The organism is Pseudoalteromonas sp. SG41-1 (assembly GCF_014164575.1).
Classification (GTDB): Bacteria; Pseudomonadota; Gammaproteobacteria; order Enterobacterales; family Alteromonadaceae; genus Pseudoalteromonas; species Pseudoalteromonas rhizosphaerae.
The window spans coordinates 1-19,421 of record NZ_JACJFL010000006.1; the positions used below are offsets into that span (position 1 = coordinate 1).

Annotated in this window: 18 protein-coding genes; 12 read left to right on the top strand and 6 right to left on the bottom strand. The window is 40.0% G+C overall.

All coding sequences use genetic code 11. The annotated features are described in order from the left end of the window. Window positions 1-153 precede the first annotated feature (153 nt). Window positions 154-1,104 (top strand): oxidoreductase family protein, encoded by a 951-nt coding sequence (locus H5203_RS05975; RefSeq protein ID WP_182819478.1) that lies wholly within the window; start codon window positions 154-156, stop codon window positions 1,102-1,104. Window position 1,105: 1 nt separating this feature from the next. After that, window positions 1,106-2,077 (top strand): Gfo/Idh/MocA family protein, encoded by a 972-nt coding sequence (locus H5203_RS05980; RefSeq protein WP_182819479.1) that lies wholly within the window; start codon window positions 1,106-1,108, stop codon window positions 2,075-2,077. Window position 2,078: 1 nt separating this feature from the next. Here H5203_RS05980 and H5203_RS05985 read toward each other — a convergent pair whose 3' ends face one another. Then, entirely contained in the window at window positions 2,079-2,924 is an 846-nt protein-coding gene (locus H5203_RS05985; protein ID WP_182819480.1) for an ABC transporter substrate-binding protein, read from the bottom strand. A gap of 203 nt (window positions 2,925-3,127) precedes the next feature. On the opposite strand from H5203_RS05985, the gene upp reads away from it, so the two are divergent. From upp to H5203_RS06010, 5 genes are all read left to right on the top strand, one after another. Further along, complete coding sequence (upp, locus tag H5203_RS05990) at window positions 3,128-3,757, top strand: uracil phosphoribosyltransferase (protein WP_145236059.1); 630 nt, start codon at window positions 3,128-3,130, stop codon at window positions 3,755-3,757. Between the two features lie 2 nt (window positions 3,758-3,759). Further along, window positions 3,760-4,992, top strand: a complete 1,233-nt coding sequence (locus H5203_RS05995; protein ID WP_182819481.1) for a uracil-xanthine permease family protein — start codon at window positions 3,760-3,762, stop codon at window positions 4,990-4,992. A gap of 149 nt (window positions 4,993-5,141) precedes the next feature. Continuing rightward, the gene (locus H5203_RS06000; protein WP_145236052.1) at window positions 5,142-6,884 is read left to right on the top strand and encodes an HAD-IIB family hydrolase; all 1,743 of its coding nucleotides are present in this window, start codon (window positions 5,142-5,144) and stop codon (window positions 6,882-6,884) included. After that, window positions 6,877-8,097, top strand: coding sequence for a glycosyl transferase (locus tag H5203_RS06005; protein ID WP_145236048.1), 1,221 nt, complete (start codon window positions 6,877-6,879; stop codon window positions 8,095-8,097). Before H5203_RS06000 ends, H5203_RS06005 begins: the two co-directional genes overlap by 8 nt. A 68-nt stretch (window positions 8,098-8,165) precedes the next feature. Beyond that, window positions 8,166-9,938: a sugar phosphorylase gene (locus tag H5203_RS06010; protein WP_145236046.1), complete on the top strand. Its 1,773-nt coding sequence runs from the start codon at window positions 8,166-8,168 to the stop codon at window positions 9,936-9,938. A 62-nt stretch (window positions 9,939-10,000) separates the two neighbouring features. Here the strand turns inward: H5203_RS06010 and H5203_RS06015 are convergent, their stop codons facing one another. Beyond that, complete coding sequence (locus H5203_RS06015; RefSeq protein WP_182819482.1) at window positions 10,001-11,080, bottom strand: ABC transporter substrate-binding protein; 1,080 nt, start codon at window positions 11,078-11,080, stop codon at window positions 10,001-10,003. 149 nt (window positions 11,081-11,229) lie between these two features. Between H5203_RS06015 and H5203_RS06020 the strand changes: the two genes are divergently transcribed. Then, window positions 11,230-11,619 (top strand): cytochrome b562, encoded by a 390-nt coding sequence (locus H5203_RS06020; RefSeq protein ID WP_182718730.1) that lies wholly within the window; start codon window positions 11,230-11,232, stop codon window positions 11,617-11,619. 72 nt (window positions 11,620-11,691) lie between these two features. On the opposite strand, the gene ykgO is transcribed toward H5203_RS06020, so the two are convergent. Further along, window positions 11,692-11,835, bottom strand: a complete 144-nt coding sequence (ykgO, locus tag H5203_RS06025) for a type B 50S ribosomal protein L36 (RefSeq protein WP_149980141.1) — start codon at window positions 11,833-11,835, stop codon at window positions 11,692-11,694. A gap of 2 nt (window positions 11,836-11,837) precedes the next feature. Then, complete coding sequence (locus tag H5203_RS06030; protein ID WP_145236032.1) at window positions 11,838-12,089, bottom strand: type B 50S ribosomal protein L31; 252 nt, start codon at window positions 12,087-12,089, stop codon at window positions 11,838-11,840. Window positions 12,090-12,313: 224 nt separating this feature from the next. On the opposite strand from H5203_RS06030, the gene H5203_RS06035 reads away from it, so the two are divergent. Together H5203_RS06035 and H5203_RS06040 are read left to right on the top strand one after the other, a co-directional pair. Further along, window positions 12,314-12,601, top strand: coding sequence for a hypothetical protein (locus H5203_RS06035; RefSeq protein ID WP_182718731.1), 288 nt, complete (start codon window positions 12,314-12,316; stop codon window positions 12,599-12,601). Between the two features lie 681 nt (window positions 12,602-13,282). Further along, window positions 13,283-14,044: a hypothetical protein gene (locus H5203_RS06040; protein ID WP_182819483.1), complete on the top strand. Its 762-nt coding sequence runs from the start codon at window positions 13,283-13,285 to the stop codon at window positions 14,042-14,044. A gap of 386 nt (window positions 14,045-14,430) precedes the next feature. Here the strand turns inward: H5203_RS06040 and H5203_RS06045 are convergent, their stop codons facing one another. Next, window positions 14,431-15,084 (bottom strand): DUF6058 family natural product biosynthesis protein, encoded by a 654-nt coding sequence (locus H5203_RS06045; protein ID WP_145236013.1) that lies wholly within the window; start codon window positions 15,082-15,084, stop codon window positions 14,431-14,433. Between the two features lie 170 nt (window positions 15,085-15,254). Here H5203_RS06045 and dapA point away from each other — a divergent pair, with 170 nt between their 5' ends. Both dapA and H5203_RS06055 read left to right on the top strand, forming a co-directional pair. Further along, on the top strand, window positions 15,255-16,175 hold the full coding sequence (gene dapA / locus H5203_RS06050; RefSeq protein ID WP_182819484.1) for a 4-hydroxy-tetrahydrodipicolinate synthase: 921 nt from the start codon (window positions 15,255-15,257) through the stop codon (window positions 16,173-16,175). Between the two features lie 197 nt (window positions 16,176-16,372). Then, the gene (locus H5203_RS06055; RefSeq protein WP_145236005.1) at window positions 16,373-17,674 is read left to right on the top strand and encodes a DEAD/DEAH box helicase; all 1,302 of its coding nucleotides are present in this window, start codon (window positions 16,373-16,375) and stop codon (window positions 17,672-17,674) included. A gap of 72 nt (window positions 17,675-17,746) precedes the next feature. On the opposite strand, the gene H5203_RS06060 is transcribed toward H5203_RS06055, so the two are convergent. Continuing rightward, on the bottom strand, window positions 17,747-19,357 hold the full coding sequence (locus H5203_RS06060; RefSeq protein WP_149980145.1) for an NAD(P)/FAD-dependent oxidoreductase: 1,611 nt from the start codon (window positions 19,355-19,357) through the stop codon (window positions 17,747-17,749). Window positions 19,358-19,421 lie beyond the last annotated feature (64 nt).

The window sequence follows — 19,421 nt, forward strand, 5'->3', positions numbered from 1 at the left end:
GGCGTGAGCAGGACGCGGAAGCTTTGCTCGGTTTTTACTTAGCCCACTAGGTTACAAACCTCGCGCCGCGATTAAATTGCCCCTAGTTTGAACAAATATTAATCCGCAAAGGTCAACAGACCCTAGGCGCTGGCTTTATGGATATTGGTGCGTATGTCTTTTTATCTGCCATTAATTGGTCTTCATTATAAAAATATTAAAATCACTGAAACAATCACTGCTTTATGGAGTGGCTGTGGTGAAATAGTGCGTTGTCGTTTAGACGGTAAAGTCTGCGTCATTAAAGCGATTAGTGTGCCCGATCACATAAATCATCCGCGAATTTCGCAAACTGAGTTTGCAATTAACCGAAAGCGTCACTCTTATGAAGTCGAATTTTATTGGTATCAGTATTATGCGTCGCGATTACCATCTAGAGCAGGTGCTTTAAAGTGTTTTAATGCCATAGAACATGAGCAGCACAAAGTCTTAGTGTTTGCTGATTTTACAGAGTGTGGCTTTGTAAACGCAAAACCAATCCATACACATGTTACAGCCATTATTAAGTGGTTGGCGAATTTTCATGCTTTTCATTTTCAAGTCAAAGCTGATGGCTTATGGTCGCAGGGGGGTTATTGGCATTTAGCCACTCGACCAGACGAGTATGAAAAAATGGCAGATTGTGCTATCAAGCAACAAGCACACAGCATCGATCAAACTATTAGGGCATGTCCGTATCAAACGCTTATTCATGGTGATGCAAAAATAGCGAATTTTGCTATTAATAACGCGACACTAAATGTTGTCGGATATGACTTTCAATATGTTGGCGCTGGAGTAGGTGTTATTGACGTTATGTACTTTTTGGGTAGTTGTTTAAATGAACAGCAATTACAACAAAGAGCTGATGATTACTTAGCCGACTACTTTAAATATTTTGCCAACGCCATGCACATATTTGATAAAAGCGCATATAGCCATGCTGCTATTAACGAATGGAAAACCTTATGGCCAGTTGTATGGGCTGACTTTTACCGATTTTTAATGGGCTGGAGTCCAGAACACGTAAAAATTAATGCTTATATGCAATATCAAATTACAAAAACAAATTTTGGGGTAACGTAGAATGACGAAACAGATCCGTTGGGGAATGATTGGCTGTGGCGCTGTAACCGAGGTGAAAAGTGGCCCTGCGTATAAAAATACGAAAGGTTTTGTGTTGCAAGGCGTTACTCGACGAGATACCGCACTCGCTGAAGATTACGCAAAACGCCATAACGTGCCTATGGTATTTAAAACGGCCGATGAATTGATCGTAAGTTCTGATATTGATGCCGTGTATATCGCAACGCCTCCAGATAGCCATATGGAGCTGGCGCTAAAAGTTGCTGCTGCGGGCAAACCATGTTGTATTGAAAAACCACTGGCGCCTACATTGGCTCACAGTGAAGTTATTCTTGAAGCTTTCAGCAGTAAAAATATTCCCTTGTTTGTCGCGTATTATCGACGTTCTTTACCGCGCTTTAATAAAGTAAAAAGCCTGATTGACACGGGCGAAATCGGCCAGGTGCGACATATTAATTGGCACTTAAGTAAAGCCTCCAGCGAGCAAGATAGATCAGGTGTTTACAATTGGCGTACCGATAAAACTATTGCACCAGGAGGTTATTTTGATGATTTAGCCAGCCATGGTCTCGATTTATTTGGTTACTTATTTGGTGATTATGAACAAGTGAAAGGACTGGCGATAAACCAGCAAAACTTATATGGCGCTTTTGATGCAATCACTGCTTGTTGGCAGCATAAAAACGGTATTACCGGCTCAGGAAGTTGGAACTTTGGTGGTTTTTCTCGTTTTGATGTTGTTACTGTGTACGGTGAAAAGGGCGAGATCAGCTTTAGTGTGTTTGATGAACAAGCAATTACGGTTATTAACGAAAGTGGTCAGCAACAACTAAGTATCGAAAATCCGCCTCATGTTCAACAATATCATGTGCAAAATATGGCCTCGTCATTACTTGAAAATATGACACATCCGTCAACAGGTCATTCGGCCACACATACTAGTTGGGTGATGGAGCAAATTTTAAACAACTAAATCAGCGTGCCGGTATTGCTACGTTAAAAGCATCTTGTAATGCGCTTAGCATTAACGCCTGCTCTGGCGGTGCAAATATTTGTGAGTGGCTCTGAAGAATAATTTGCTGGACTGCCTGTGTTTGCAATGCTTGGTCAAATAGCGCAATTGCTTGTTTGCCTAGCTCCGATTGCGAGCATGCTATATAACCAAACACAGCTTGTTGGGTTTTATCAACACTAAGATAACGTATATTGGCGATTCGGGTATCTTCTGAGTGACGCGAAATAAACACCGCACTATATTCAATAATGGCATCGAACTTATTTTGAAATAACATTTGGCTAAGGCGATAAGCGCTCGTTGTGCCGCCTAAAACCATAAATGATTCGTTATGCTTGGCAATATAGTCATCTATTTCGTGACCATATGAACGTCCTGAAGCAATGCCGATGGTGAGATCATATTTATTTACGGCATCATTTAAACTAATATTTTCAGGTAGTTCTGGATGATTATACACCACTAAGCGGTTGGCCGGAAAAGCCATAATTGGGTAGGTATTAAATAATGCATTTTCAATACGCTCAGGTGTTTTGGTTTTATTGTATAAGCACACATCTTTCATTGCGTGCAATTGTTGCCATTCTCTTAATCTACTCGCTGGGATAAAGTTTAATGCGATGGCACCATTGAGCTGTTTTTCAATATCAAGCATAAATCTAGTGGCTATGTTTTGTGAATCGTCATTAATCTGTGGTGCAAAGTCGGTCATTATTTGCACCTTTAGTGGTTTTTTAGCCATCGCAAATGAAGGCATTATTGCAAATAAAATACCTATCAGGATCCCAACAGCAAACTTTGACATAAAACCTTTGTGAGCAAATCTTCTATAGCCATTATTATAGTTTAGTTACTTTAAAAAATAATAATAATTGCGTTAAATGAAATAAAAGCACTGTATCAGAGTGATAAAATAATACTTTTATTGCACAGATCATGCTTTTTTAAAGTCTGATGGTTTTTTTTAAGCTAAAATAAGCGCAATTTATTTTTCTTTTAGGCGTTTTTATGACTATTCATGTAATTAATCACCCACTTGTTCAACATAAACTTGGTCTTATGCGAGAGTACGGCATAAGTACTAAGAGTTTCCGTGAGCTTTCGTCTGAAGTCGGTACATTATTAACCTACGAAGCGACTAAAAATTTGCCACTGGAAAAAGTAACAATCACTAGTTGGGATGGTAATCAATTAGATGTTGAGCACATCAAAGGTAAAAAAATTACTGTTGTGCCAATTTTACGTGCTGGCCTTGGCATGATGGATGGTGTTATGCAATTACTGCCTGCTGCAAAAGTAAGTGTTGTGGGCCTGCAGCGTAATGAAGAAACGTTAGAACCAATCCCTTACTTTGAAAAGTTAGTCGGTAAAATTGATGAGCGCTTGAGCCTCGTTATTGATCCAATGCTCGCAACCGGGGGCTCGATGATTGCGACTATCGATATGCTGAAAAAAGCGGGCTGTAAAGAAATTAAAGTGATTGTATTGGTTGCCGCACCTGAAGGGGTTGAAAAAACCCTTGCAGCTCATCCTGATGTAGAGATTTTTACCGCATCATTAGACAGCCACTTAAATGAGAAAGGCTATATAATTCCTGGTCTTGGTGATGCTGGCGATAAAATTTTTGGTACTGTCTAACAGTGGATAACTCTACCTTTTCAATCAAAACAATTTTAACTGGGGCGCAAATGTTATTTGTCGCCTTTGGTGCCTTGGTGTTAGTTCCTTTATTAACGGGGCTTGATCCAAATGTGGCACTTTTTACGGCTGGTATTGGTACCTTGCTGTTCCATTTGGTAACTAAAGGTCAGGTGCCGATATTTTTAGCTTCATCATTTGCGTTTATCGCCCCTATTATTGCCTGCGTGCAGCTATGGGGTGTGCCTGCCACAATGGGGGGCTTAATGGCTGCAGGCGGGGCTTATATGTTGTTAAGTCTATTAGTGAAATTAAAAGGTGTAGCTACCCTGCATAAAATATTACCACCAGTTGTGGTCGGTCCGGTGATCATGGTAATTGGTTTAGCACTGGCACCTGTTGCAGTTAATATGGCAATGGGTAAAAGCGGCGATGGTTCAATTCAGTTGATTGCGTACGAGCAAGCCATTTGGGTGGCGGCATTTTCGTTGTTAGTGACGCTAATTTTCGCGGTATGGGGCAAAGGTGTATTTAAGCTGATCCCTATCTTAGCTGGAGTCATCGCAGGTTACAGTTTATCGCTATATTTAGGGATCGTGCAATTTGATGCTGTTACTAATGCACCGTGGTTTGCAATGCCAGCTTTTACTTGGCCTGAGCTTAAATGGCAAGCAGTGTTATTTATGGTGCCAGTGGCAATAGCCCCCGCTATTGAACATATTGGCGATATGATGGCGATTAGCCAAGTAACCAATAAAGACTATTTGAAAAAACCGGGCTTACATCGCACTTTGTTTGGTGATGGATTAGCTACTACTGCAGCGTCTATATTCGGCGGGCCACCTAATACCACCTATTCAGAAGTCACCGGTGCAGTGATGCTTACGCGTAATTTTAATCCTAAAGTGATGATGTGGACTGCCATTATCGCCATTATTTTAGCGTTTGTGGCTAAAATGGGTGCTGGTTTGCAAACCATACCAGTACCTGTGATGGGGGGGATCATGATTTTGCTGTTTGGCTCAATTGCTGTGGTGGGTTTAAATTCGTTAGTGAAAAGTGGAGAAGACTTAACGGCTCCACGTAACCTCAGTATTGTGGCACTCATTTTAGTGTGTGGCATTGGTGGTATGCATATCGGTGGCAACGAATTTAGCTTACAAGGCGTGAGCCTATGCGCTATTTTAGGCATAGTGCTTAATTTAGTGTTACCAAAGGCTGATAAGCCAACGTAATATTTTGCACATTCAGCTAATAATTTGCACCAAAATAGCGCATTTAATATGCGCTATTTTTTTAACTAACTAAAAAATATAAAGTTATAAAACTGGTCTAGTAACTGCATTTACCTCATTAGCAGTGCCATACTGATCAGGAGCGTTTAATGCAAGAGACAAACATTGTGGATATCACCCCATTTTTAGCAAAACATCAGCTGCCACTCAAATATCAGTATTTGAGTGAACAGTATTTCGTCCCACTCGCTGAAGATATTCTCCACAGCAAACCAACCGATCGTCCAATGCTGGTGGCAATCAATGGTTGCCAAGGCTCAGGTAAAACGACATTAGCTGATTTTTTAGTTACTTGGATCAACTGTAATACAGCGTTTAATAGTATTGCGATGTCGATTGATGATTTTTATCACAGCCACGCACATCGTCAACAACTAAGTAAAGATGTACATCCGTTATTTGCAACGCGCGGTGTGCCAGGTACACATGATACAGCACTTATGCAGCAGACTTTTACCGCGTTACTTGCAGGTAAAGTAGGGGTGCCTTTGCCACAGTTTGATAAACAAACCGATGATCCAGTTACGCAAGCGTTATGGCCTACTAATAAACAGCCTGTTGATATCATTTTTTTTGAAGGTTGGTGTGTTGGTAGCATAGCGCAACAACCTTATCAATTACATCAAACAGTTAATCAATTAGAACAATATGAGGATCCTGAAGGTATTTGGCGACGCTGTGTAAATAGTTGTTTAGCGAATGAATACCAAGATATTTTTGCAATGATTGATTATACCGTGATGCTAAAAGCACCGTCATTTGCCGATGTATATGGGTGGCGATTAGAGCAAGAGCAAAAATTACTGTCGCATAAAGGACGAGGCCAAGGAACGTTCGATGAGCAACAATTAGTGCGATTTATTTCTCATTTTGAACGTATTACGCGAGAAAATTTAACTCAGTTACCAGAGCAGGTCGATGCATTACTGAGCTTAGATAAAGTACGTGATATTAGTGCCATGAAACTTCGCGCTGATGATGTTGCAATGCCACTTATTTTCACTGATTTAGACGGTACGTTACTTGATCATAACGATTACCAATGTACTGAGATTGCTCCGTTTTTAAGCCAATTGAGTCGCGCAGGTATCGCTGTAGTTTTTAATACCAGCAAAACGTTTGCAGAGGTAATCGCACTGCAAAAATCACTTGGGTTAAACCAGCCGTTTATTATTGAAAATGGCGGGGCTGTATATATCCCAAAAAATTATTTTTCATTAAAACCAATTGGCTGCGAAGAGCTGGATGAACATTGGCGTTATGCGCTGTCGCCAACCAATAAACAGTTGTACAGTGAATTACTTGAATACGGTAGCGAGTTTAGTGCTTATTACCGTTTGTTCAGTCAATTATCAGCGCAAGAAGTCAGTCAAATAACAGACTTGAGCCTAGCACAAAGCGAACTTGCCCGTATTCGTGAATATTCAGATCCGCTTTTTTGGCAAGGCACAGAGCAACAGCTACTTGACTTTTTAGAAGCAATAAAACCGCTTGGTTATGAAGTGTTAATAGGCGGGCGTTTTATTCATTTAAATCGCAGTACCAATAAAGGTAAAGCGCAAAACTGGTTAGTAGAGCAATTTAAAAAACATTGTCGTCATGCTTTCACCACTATTGCACTGGGTGATAGCCAAAATGATATGGCGATGTTGGATGCCGCAGATATCGCGATTTTAATTAATAATCCTGCCAGTAAAGCCAAGGCAAAATTATCCCACAAACCATGGCGTGTTAGTGAACACCCAGCCCCACAAGGTTGGCTCGATGAAGTAGCAGATCTAAGTGTTATCAAAGCGCAATTAGCGTCTAAACAGGAGCAATCACATGGCTGATTTTTACCAAAATGGCATCATAACAACATTACATAATATTGCCGACCGTCCGCTGGCTGATCTAGAAGCTGAACTCGTTAGCTTTTCAAAACAACGCCCAATGGGCTTGATTTTACCCTCCCTGTACAGTGAACTGGAGGGCCCTGCATTACAAAATATTGTGCAAGAATTGAAACATGTTCCTTATTTGTCGCAAATTACGATTGGCTTAGATAGGGCCGATGAGAGTCAGTATCGTCATGCATTACAATTTTTTGCAGAGCTTGACCAACATCACCGCGTGCTTTGGAACGAAGGGCCACGTTTGCAAGCACTCGATAAAGAGTTGCAAGCGTTAGGCGTCGCGCCGCGTGAACTCGGCAAAGGCCGTAATGTGTGGTACTGCATGGGTTATAAATTGGCAACGGCAAAAGTTGAGTCAATAGCGCTGCATGATTGTGATATTTTAACTTATGACCGTAGTTTATTAGCGCGATTAATTTATCCAGTTGCTCATCCGCGCTTTAACTATGAATTTTGTAAAGGCTTTTACCCTCGTACTGCTGATGGCAAGATCAATGGCCGTGTATCGCGTTTACTCGTTACTCCTTTATTGCGTTCATTTAAAACCATTTTAGGCAGCACTGACTACCTTGAATATATGGATTCATTTCGTTATCCGCTGGCGGGGGAATTTTCGTTTCGTCGTGATGTGCTCAACGATATTCGTATTCCTAGCGATTGGGGCTTAGAGATTGGCGTACTGTCTGAAATGTATCGTAACTACTCACACAATCGCTTGTGCCAAGTAGATATTGCAGATAACTATGATCATAAACACCAAGCGCTGTCACTGGATAATCAAGCGGCTGGCTTATCAAAAATGTCGATAGATATCACCAAAGCGCTGTTTCGTAAGTTAGCCACGCAAGGAGTGACATTTACCACGGAAACCATCCGGTCACTTAAAGCAACTTATTATCGTATCGCACTGGATTTTATTGAAACTTATCATAACGATGCCATGATGAACGGCTTAAAACTCGATATTCATCAAGAAGAAAAAGCAGTCGAAATGTTTGCGCAAAACATTATGAACGCAGGTGAGCATTTTTTACAGTATCCAATGGAAGCGCCATTTGTGCCTAGCTGGAACCGAGTTGCTTCAGCAATGCCAGATGTGTTTGCGCGTTTAGAAGAAGCAGTAGAGCTTGATAATAAAGAGTTTTCATAATAATACTTAAGCAGAGAAGTAATTACAGATAAATAATTAAAAATTAGTATAAACAACGGGGTAGGGTAATGAGTAAAGCGTTATTTGAACAACGGGTTGAACAGCACCTGACGAGTATATATGAGGGTGTTGACTTATGTATGAGTATTGATGCGCTTGCAAGCATGTTGATCACTACCATGTTAAGAGACGACCCGGTTCGAGACCCTACGCCGCATAAAAACCGCTGGGATCAGCAAGATGTAATTCTGATTGCTTATGGCGATTCAATTATGCGTTATCGCGATGCCGAACAAGCAGTTGCGGTACCGAGTGAACCACCGCTACATACCCTTCATCGGTTTATGAAAAACCAATGTGCGGGAACGATTAACGCGCTGCATATATTACCTTTTTATCCTTATAGCTCTGATGAGGGCTTTTCGGTAATGAACTATGTACAAGTGAATGAATCTCTCGGTAGTTGGGATGATATTCAAGGAATAGCTCAAGATGTAAAGCTAATGGCTGATTTAGTGATCAACCACTGCTCCAGTCGCAGTCGTTGGTTTGAAAACTTTATTCAGGGCAAAGAGCCGGGGTTAAGCTACTTTAAAACAGCTAGCTTAAATGACGATCTATCTGACGTTGTGCGACCAAGAACATCACCGCTACTTAATACAGTGCAAACGGCACTAGGGGAGCGCCATGTTTGGTGCACATTTAGCCCAGATCAAGTTGACTTAGATTTTGCTAATCCATTAGTGCTTAATGAATTTGTAGGTATTATTCGCCATTACTTGGATAATGGTATAAAGATATTTCGCCTTGATGCTGTGGCTTTTTTATGGAAAGAACTTAATACTTCTTGCATTAATTTACCGCAAACACATGAAGTGATCAGATTACTGCGAACGCTAATAGAGCATGTGGAGCCAAGTGCAGTTATAATCACTGAAACAAACATTCCTAATCGTGAAAATTTATCTTACTTTGGTAATGCCAATGAGGCACATTGTATTTATAACTTTTCATTGCCGCCTTTGTTATTACATACCTTGCTCAGTGGTGACAGTAAAGCGCTCAAACATTGGATGATGAGCATGCCGCCAGCGCAAAATGGTACTGCCTACTTTAATTTTATAGCTTCTCACGATGGAATTGGCTTACGTCCTGTCGAAGGCTTGCTTGACGAGGATGAACTAGGGCAAATGGTCAATACGGTTAGTCGCTTTGGCGCAAAGGTGTCAATGCGCACAGCGAATAATGGCACCAGCTCACCCTATGAACTTAATATTGCGTTATTTGATGCCTTACAAGGCACTCATAAAGGCGTGGATAAGTGGGGCTTACAACGTTTTACCTGTGCTCATGCTATTATGTTTGCCCTCGAAGGCATTCCTGGGCTTTATATTCATAGTTTACTTGGTACCACCAATGATTATGAACGCTTTGAAAATAGCCAGCATAACCGCTGTATTAACCGTCATCGTTGGCAAGAGTCGGCACTACTTGAAAAGCTTGCCGATCAATCAAGTCATCATTATCACGTGTTTACTCAAATCAATAATTTACTGGCTATTCGTAAGCAGCAAGATGCTTTTCACCCTAATGCGACGCAATTTACCTTACATTTAACCGGTGCTTTATTTGGTTTTTGGCGTCAAAGTATAGACCGTAGGCAAAGTGTTTTTTGTGTTTATAACATTAGCGATGAGCCTCAGACTCTGCTATTAGCTGATCTGAACTTAATTGATACTGAGCAGTGGTTTGAACTTATTTCTGCTCAGGCAATAGAGCAGGGGCAACAAAGTATTGAACTTGCGCCTTATCAGCCGCTATGGCTATCGAATCGACAATAGTTAGCTATTTTACTGGAAAACGGCAGAGTTACTGTAAAGGGCTGTAAATCCCCTTTACAGTGTTATTTATTAAGGGCTTTGACGAGGTTATCTACTGTAAATGGCCTCGGATCTGAGGCAGTTTTACTAAATTGAGCAAAATCAATGTCGGCTAAATCAGTTTCATTTATGTGCTTTACAAGAGGTATGGTTTCAGTAGTAAGGTTACTGAATATGGATAAAGATGAATGATTTAGGGGAACTCGAGTATTTTCATTATGATGATCAACTATATTAATAAGTGCATAGGCACCTAATAACACATGGCCACCCAATGTTATATCCAACGCTTTGATACCTTTTGGTACAGAGTCCCAATTCATCCCACCAACAATGACCTTATGTGCACTATTGTGCGCTTGTAATGCTCTTTTTGCACCAAACCCAATTGCATCATTGGCGCACCATATAATATTGATCTCAGGAGCAAACTCCATAAATGCTAAGGTTTTTGTGTAACTTTCCTGTTCAGACCAATTGGCAACCTCTTTTCCTATAAAGTTTATATCTTCATGTTGCTCAACAAATTCATCTAAGCCTGCTACACGGTCTATCGATGCGGGCGTTGTATAATCGCCAATAAGGGCGAGTATATTAGCAGGTTGAGTCGATGTTGTTGAGTGTTTAATAAGTAACTGTTGTGCAAGCACTTTTCCTGCAGCATAATTATCCGGTATGACGCTGCCAATAATATTAACGCCATCACGTTGTAACGATATCAATTTTCCGATAGCAGGTCGGCTATATAAAAAATAAATAGGGATATTTCTGGTATTTAATTTTGCTAAGTATTTACTGACAACGCTTTTTTCATCGACCACAATTAAATAGTCAGGATTGTCTTTAATTGCCTGCCTGATAAGCTCTTTCATCAAAATATGATTACGATTCGCGTATTTTATGTGCAAGTTTATATCTAAGTCATCCGCCGCATTTAGCATAATCTTAGATACTTTGAACCAAAAGTTACCGGTTGTATTTATTTCATCAGATGAATCTGCAAACCCGGGATTTACAAAGGTAATGTTTAATTTGGCAAAGCTAGAAGGGCTAATTATTAAACACAACAAGAAAATCAGAAATTGTTTTTTTAATCTTCGCATTCGCTCTAAACCCAAAACACATCTCATCAACAAAAACGAATTCTAACACAAAATTAATTATCACCACACTTAGAGTAAGGTTATATTCATAGCTGCTGGAGTGTATAATGATTTTTCATCTTTTTTGAGTTGTAACTGTTAGGATTATTATGAAAGTATTTCTGTGTCTTGTGGCACTGCTGTTTGTTCCGAGTTTATTTGCTAACGACGATTTAGATCTTGAAGCCAACATGAAGAATATGGGGCTTGCGTTCAAGCATACTGTTGAAGCAACACAACTACAGGAGTTTAATACCGCGATCGATGAATTTATGATATTGGTTAAGCGAAGTAAAACAGCCACTTTTCACAAAGAGGCTGAGCAGTCACTGCAAGGTTTAGATAAAGTGATCGCAAAAGCTGAACTTGCAAAAAAATTAGCGAATGAGCAAGGACTCGAAGCAGCCAAAGGACCGTTAAAAGCCATTGATGGGCTCCGTAAGCAATACCATAAACTGCATGAGCCACCAGGGTTTTGGGAGTTGTTGTTCGGTAAGTAGTGTTAGATTGTATTTAAGTTTAGCCTTAAAGACTGTACGCCTATATCAAGGTGTACAGTCTGTGATAGTTGTTTATTTTCTTCCTTTCTTTTTCATACCTTGCACTGCTTTAAAGCGTGGATTGTCTTTACAGATCACAAAAACGCGTCCTTTGCGTTTGACAATTTGACATCCCGGGCGGTTTTTAGCACTTTTCAATGAACTCAAGACTTTCATGATTATTTGCTCCCTAAGTTTTTAAAGCGGCGATTAAACGCAGCAACTCGACCATCTGTTGCAACAGATTTTTGCTTACCGGTATAAAATGGATGTGAGTCACTTGATACATCAATAGGTACGTAAGGGTATGTTTTGCCATCTAACTCAACGGTTCGATCAGTTTTAATTGTAGAACCAATAATAAAGTAGCTATCGGCGGCCGTGTCATGAAAAGCAACCGTTTGGTAATCAGGGTGAATATTAGGTTTCATAAATAGCCTTTTACTGGAAATTAATGTTATGTGATATTATCACTATAATTTATAGTAAATAAGAATTCTTTGCAAATACTATTTTTGAGTTGTTGGTAAAGTAGCTAATTTGATGTTTATTCACACAAACAAGTTAAAAAATCAGCAGTTGATTTAAAAAAACTAGCTATTGGGAATTAGCCTGTTATAAATAATAAGTAATCAAGAATAGGAGTCAGATTATTATGAGTGGATCAGCCCAACAACAGCATGGTAGTGAACAAAGTCAGGAAATAGATCAGGGCGTCATGGAGACATTACGTAGTCGTGATCATAGTGTCCTAGCACAACAAATAGACCCATTAAGCTGCACCCATAATGACATTGTTGAATTGCTTGCACAGTATTTGGCATTAAGTGATCAAGACGATGATGATGTTTTTGATGCTTGGTTTGATGGCCTTAGTAAAGCGCAACATACGGTTTTAAAAGTATTTGAAGTATATCGCGGTCAGTTTGAGCATCAAGAGTAACTTTTGCATATTGGATAAATTGGTTCAGAGTTAATCTTTATAAGGCAATTTGCATTTCTTGCTATTATAGCTGGTCCAAATGCTGCACCTACTCAGCTTGTTAGTAGGCAAGGTGTAATACCAATCGACTTAAATATTTAACCATTCTAGCGAGCTAATAATGGTCAGTAACTTAACACGATTGGTATAAAGTTAAGATAGCTTGAGCTTATTTTAATGCACCTTCGCAGCAGAGCACGACAAAGAACAAAACCAGTACGGTATCACATAGACCATTTCGACAGCGTAACCCTTTGGACAATAAGCGTGATCTAATGGTGGATAATGCGAAAACAATTACAAGCAGCAACAAGTTTTAACGAAAAGAGCAAGGTGTTGTTTGGTGGTTATCTGAGCCATCGAATAAAAACCAGTGAAAATGACGAATAGCTCTATTTTTGATAGGTAGAAAAGTGCCAAAAACGTACCTTCAAGCGTAAATCGTTTCTGCCCCAAGACGTGTATAGGCAAATGCCTTAAAAGAGCGAATAGCGGCCGTTGATAAAATTTCATCAATGTGCAAAATGCACGACCTGCCCCCGTTTGATCCCATTTTGCAAGAGGTGATATGGACACATTTACTAGCATCAATAAAGGTGTAAAATGCAGACTTATTAATGAGTTGCAGTTAAGGGATATTCAATGAATGAGCTATTTACTGGTGTGTTAGTTTTCTTAGTGACAGTGATTGTTACTTCTTTATGGAACTTTTATATAAAAGGTTATCTAGTTAAAAAAGGGGAGTTTGAGCAAATTGTTGAGGATCAGGGGAAAATATTAGATCACTTAGAAGCCAGTACGTTAGTTGCTGAAACTGTAAAAGATAATATTAATCGGCAATTTTTATCCAATGAAAAGTTGTGGGATGTAAAAAAAGATGCATATGACAACATATGGAAAAACGTTTTAGAGCTTGAAGATTTAGTATTAGAGCGGCTTAAGGTAACTGAAATGTACTTTGAGGCTTTTTGTAACCATGGTGGTTGGACTGGTTCGTCTGATTATATGCCAGATGAGGAAGTTGAAAAGTTTTATAAATTTGCAGAGGAAGATATTGAAAGACAACAGGCCGAATTTAAGAAGTACAAAAGTGAAAAATACTTGATGGAGCAAAAAAAGGCGGAGCTACAATTTAAGGAAAAAATTGAACGCTTGGTCACCAACCTAAAATATAGCTCAATTTATATGAGCCAAGATATTATTAAAATAATTAACTTTTTAGATAGTGCTCATAAACAGCAGTTTAAAGATAAAAGTTTCACTTATGAGAACTCAGAAGAGGGAGTTCTTGATGAGCGTGAGTGGTTCGAACATGTAATTTATGAATATGAAGGTTTCATCAGAGAACTCAAAATAAAGAAAGAAGAAATAATTGAACTATGCAAGAAGGAATTGCACCTCTAAAAAATATGTCACCTAGTTTATCTTATACAACGCGGTAAGTTGGGTTTTCTGTTCATTATTGTCGGGTTGTGTGGCTTCGCCACTCACCTGACCTACATAAACGTGGTAGGTTGGATAAACAGAGGGCGTCACCCAACATGATTTCAAATACAGCATTGAAGATCTGCCTCTGGCACAGAACCGCCCGTCGGTTCTAACTCATAATTGTCCAAAAACGCGCTAGAGTGGCCATCTGCCTCGCGCTCAAAGTACTCATTCAGTAAGTTTGGTTACAGTACTCTTAAAAATCATCATATTGCGGTTACATTTATGCAAAACTGTGATACGGCACTATTGTTTTTCCTAAAACCTAAAACCTAAAACCTAAAACCTAAAACTTTTTTTCTTCACTTAACCGACAAATCATATTTAAGCACTAGTGCATCAATATAACGGGCACGAAGGGTATGTTGTTTTTCGTGTTCTGCACCATGACTAAGCGCGCGATTTAATAGTTTTAAAGCAGGGTGTAATTTGCTTCGCTCTGCTTGTGTGAGGTTTGGCTTTGTGCGTAATTCGGTTATATCATCTACAACTAAGCGACCAATATCAACGGCGGCGATTTCTTCAATTAAGCCATTTTGAGTTAGCACACCGTATTTACTGCATAAAAATTGTTGCCATACTTGTTGTAGGTGCTCTTCTAATTCACAACCAAATAGCTCTTCGTTAAATTCAAATCCTTGTTGAGCTAGCTTCGTTAAACTTGCACTGTATTGTTGTGCAAAGTAGTTGAAGGCTTGACTGGATGAATCAATTTTTTGCTTGGCTAAGCCTTGTCCCCAGTTAACGCATCCTCTTGGATAGAAGTCGTCGTATTCTTCGCATTCATATAAACCAGAGTAAGAGCTACAACTAAGCTGATTTTTAATACAGTAACTGGGTTTTGGAAATAACCCGTTTTGTTGCCAAATTGCAAGAGTATCTTCATCGATTGCTAAGGCATGACAAAGCTCTTCGCTGTGATAAAAATGGGTTGCTAAAAATCGTGATAAACGCATAAAAGTGCACTCAAGGTTAGAAAATAAATATACTGTTTATTTATACAGTTGTTTATTTTGGACTAAGCACCTCTACAACACAAGTAATTTAATTAATTAGTTATGCAACACTCGGAAAACGCCTGCTTTTATGTTACAACTACGGCAAGTTTTTTTAAGATTAATTTTTTATGCGCACCCTAGAACAAATTAAACAAGCAAGCCTCATCACAGCAATTAAAACGCCTTATTTAGCCAGTGGTGAAATTGACTTATCCACCTATGATTATTTAGTTGAACAGCAAATCGCCGCCGGTGTTGATGGTATTGTGGTCGGTGGAACCACAGGTGAAGGCCAGTTAATGAACTGGGAAGAGCATTTAATGCTGATTGCGCACAGCGTTAATAAGTATGCAGATAAGTTGGTGATTGTTGGTAACACTGGCAGTAACAATACCCGCGAAGCCGTTAAAGCGACTGAGTATGGCTTTGCCAGCGGTATGGACGCAGCACTACAAATTAACCCTTATTATGGCCGCACATCGATTGCCGGTGTAATTGAACACTTCAAACGAGTGCTGGCAATTGGTCCTGCGTTTATCTATAACGTAGCAGGGCGCACGGGGCAAGATTTAACCCCTGATATAATTGAACCGTTAGCACAACACGAAAATTTTATAGGTGTTAAAGAGTGTGGTGGTAATGAACGCATTGAGCACTACGAGCAACAAGGCATTGCTTGTTGGTCTGGTAATGACGATGAAGCACATGATGCTCGCCATACTTATAAAGCGCATGGCGTGATCTCGGTAACCTCTAATTTAATTCCTGGCTTGTATCGTCAATTAATGGACAGCAAAAGCGATGCGCTGAACGCGTCATTACAACCTTTGATCAGTTGGTTGTTCTGTGAGCCAAATCCAATTGCAATTAATACTGCATTGATGATGACAGGTGCAGTCAAGCCTGTATTTAGATTACCTTATGTGCCATTAAATGAGCAGCAGCAAGCGCAAGGGGTTACGTTGATCAATCAACTTGATGATGTTGCTGTTGTAGGTGGCTCTAAAGCCACACCATTAAATTTAGAAAATACAATTATTCTGCCATAATTTAGTTTGGGCTTTAAAAGATCGCCAACCATTGTTGTTATTGCTTAGCAAAGTATGCTTTGAAAAGGTCAAACACAAAAATGGCTGTAGAAGAGAAAAGGTAATTCTAGTTGGTTTATATATTTAAAAACTAACTGTTTGCCTTAAATTGCTGTATAATTTGCGACCCTTGATAATGTGGCCGCAGGTTATACAGCATGAATTTTAAATCTTTTAGTTTTGCCCCTGAACTTCTTCAGGCGTTAGATGAACTTAACTATCACACCCTTACGCCCATTCAACGTAATGCTATTCCAGCAGTACGTAAAGGCAAAGATGTTTTAGCCAGTGCCCAAACAGGCACCGGTAAGACAGCTGCTTTTGCTTTACCAATTATTCAAAAATTATCTGAAGTTGAATACACAAAAACTAATGCACCACGTGCCTTAGTGCTAGCACCAACCCGTGAGCTTGCAGAGCAAATTGCCAATAATTTTACTGATTTTGCAAAGTACACCAAGCTTAAAACAGTGAGTTTATTTGGCGGTGTTAGTACGGTAGGTCAAGCTAATGGCTTAAAAGCGGGTGTCGATATCGTAGTCGCAACACCGGGTCGTTTACTGGATCATATTCGTTTAGGTAATCTAAGCCTTGCTGACGTACAACATCTTGTGCTCGATGAAGCTGACCGTATGCTTGATATGGGCTTTATTGGTGATATGCAAACAGTGATCAATGGCTGTGCTGAAGATCGCCAAATTTTGTTGTTCTCTGCAACATTCCCAGCGGCAATTAAACAGTTTGCTAGCAAAGTACTCAAGCAAGCTGAAATTGTCCGTGTTGATCAAACCAACAGCACTGCTGCAACCGTTCATCACGTGGTTTATCCAGTTGAAGAGCGCCGTAAACAAGAGCTGCTTTCTGAATTGATCGGTAAGAAAAACTGGCAGCAAGTGTTAGTGTTCGTCAACATGAAAGAAACGGCTGATGAGCTAGTTAAAGAATTAAACCTAGATGGCATTCCTGCTGCCGTGTGCCATGGCGATAAAACCCAAGGTAACCGTCGTCGTGCATTAAGTGATTTCAAAGCGGGTAAAGTACGTGTGCTTGTGGCTACAGAAGTTGCCGCTCGCGGGATTGATATTGATGACCTACCACGTGTAATTAATATTGACTTACCATGGCTTGCTGAAGATTACGTACACCGTATTGGTCGTACAGGTCGTGCCGGTAAACAAGGTCAAGCAATCTCATTTGTTAGCCGCGAAGAAGAAAATATGTTGTTTGAAATTGAAACCTTAATCGGTCAAAAAATTCAGCGTGAATACTTGCCGGGTTATGAAGTAAGTAACCGTGAAGTACTGATTGATAAAATTGGCAAAAAACCATCGCATTTGCGTCGTAGCCATTCAAATAAACCATCAGGTCAAGCAACTGGTGAAGCGCGAGCTAAAAACCGTTCACGTATCTCAAACGTACGTAAAACCCTCAAAGGTGCCAAACTTTCGTTAAAGAAATAATGGTATAAGTTAAGTCATTAACACCAAAAAGCCTCAATAAATGAGGCTTTTTTGTGAACAGTGAAAAACTACTTAGCTATTTTTCTCAAGCATAGATAACGCTAATGCTTCAGCGGCCTTTATACCGTCAATGCCTGCGGAAAGAATACCACCTGCATAACCCGCACCTTCACCGGCAGGGTATAGGCCTTGGGTATTGATACTTTGCATGCTTTTATCTCGTTTAATGCAAATTGGTGATGAAGTACGGGTTTCAACGCCAGTTAATAAGCCATCGTTTGATGAAAAACCACGAATTTGCTTATTAAATGCAGGAATTGCTTCACGAATGGCATCAATTGCATATTTAGGTAACACATTTGCTAGATCAGTGAGTTTGATACCTGGTGTGTATGAAGGCTTTACATCGCCTAAGTCACTTGAATCTTTACCTTTTAAGAAGTCGCCAATTAACTGTGCTGGTGCATCGTAATTACTACCACCTAGTTCAAAGGCTTGCTCTTCTAGTTTTCGCTGCAGATCAATACCGGCTAATGGATGACCTGGGAAATCTTCTTCAGGAGAAATCCCCACAACAATGGCACTGTTAGCGTTGCGTTCGCTGCGAGAATACTGACTCATGCCATTCGTTACCACGCGACCTTCTTCAGAGGTTGCTGCAACCACAGTACCGCCTGGGCACATACAAAAACTGTAAACAGTACGGCCGCTGTGACAATGGTGAACCAGTTTGTAATCTGCAGAGCCAAGAATCGGGTTACCAGCATTATCACCAAAACGGCATTCATCGATCATAGATTGTTTGTGCTCAATTCTAAAACCAACTGAAAACGGTTTTGCTTCAACGTAAATCCCTTTATCGTATACCATTTTAAATGTATCACGTGCGCTGTGACCTACCGCAAGCACAACATGACGGGTATCAAGTTGTTCACCGGAGGATAATTTCAGTCCTGTTACTTGGCCATCATCAAGTAGGATGTCATCAACGCGGGTGCTAAAACGAATTTCACCGCCGAGCGCTTCAATACTTGCACGCATTTTTTCAATCATCGTAACCAGCTTAAAAGTACCAATATGCGGTTTGCTGACATACATAATTTCTTCTGGTGCGCCCGCAGCTACAAATTCAGTGATTACTTTACGACCATAATGCTTTGGATCTTTAACTTGGCTGTAAAGTTTTCCGTCAGAGAATGTTCCTGCGCCGCCTTCACCAAATTGCACGTTTGACTCGGTATTTAGAGTACGTTTTCGCCAAAAACCGAAAGTGTCTTTGGTACGTTCACGTACTTCTTTTCCACGTTCTAAAATAATGGGTTTAAATCCCATTTGCGCCAGTATTAAACCAGCAAACAGTCCACAAGGGCCAAAGCCTATTACCACAGGACGTTCTTGAATTGTTGCTGGTGCTTGAGCAACAAATTTATAGCTGGTGTCAGGGGCTGGTTTTACATGTTGGTCTTTAGCAAACTGAATTAATAATTGCGCTTCATTATCAACCTCAATGTCGAGGGTATAAATAAGTAAAATGGCGGTTTTTTTACGGGCATCGTAACCACGTTTAAAGACATTAAAGCTATGGAGTTGGCTGTTATCAATGCCAAGTTTAGTTATAATTGCTTGCTTTATGGCATCTTCGCCATGATCAAGTGGCAGCTTAATTTCTGTTAAACGTATCATATTTAGTCTCTGTTAGGTGTCTTAGCAGTCGCTGACGCGAGTTGCTCACAATAACGGACTATTT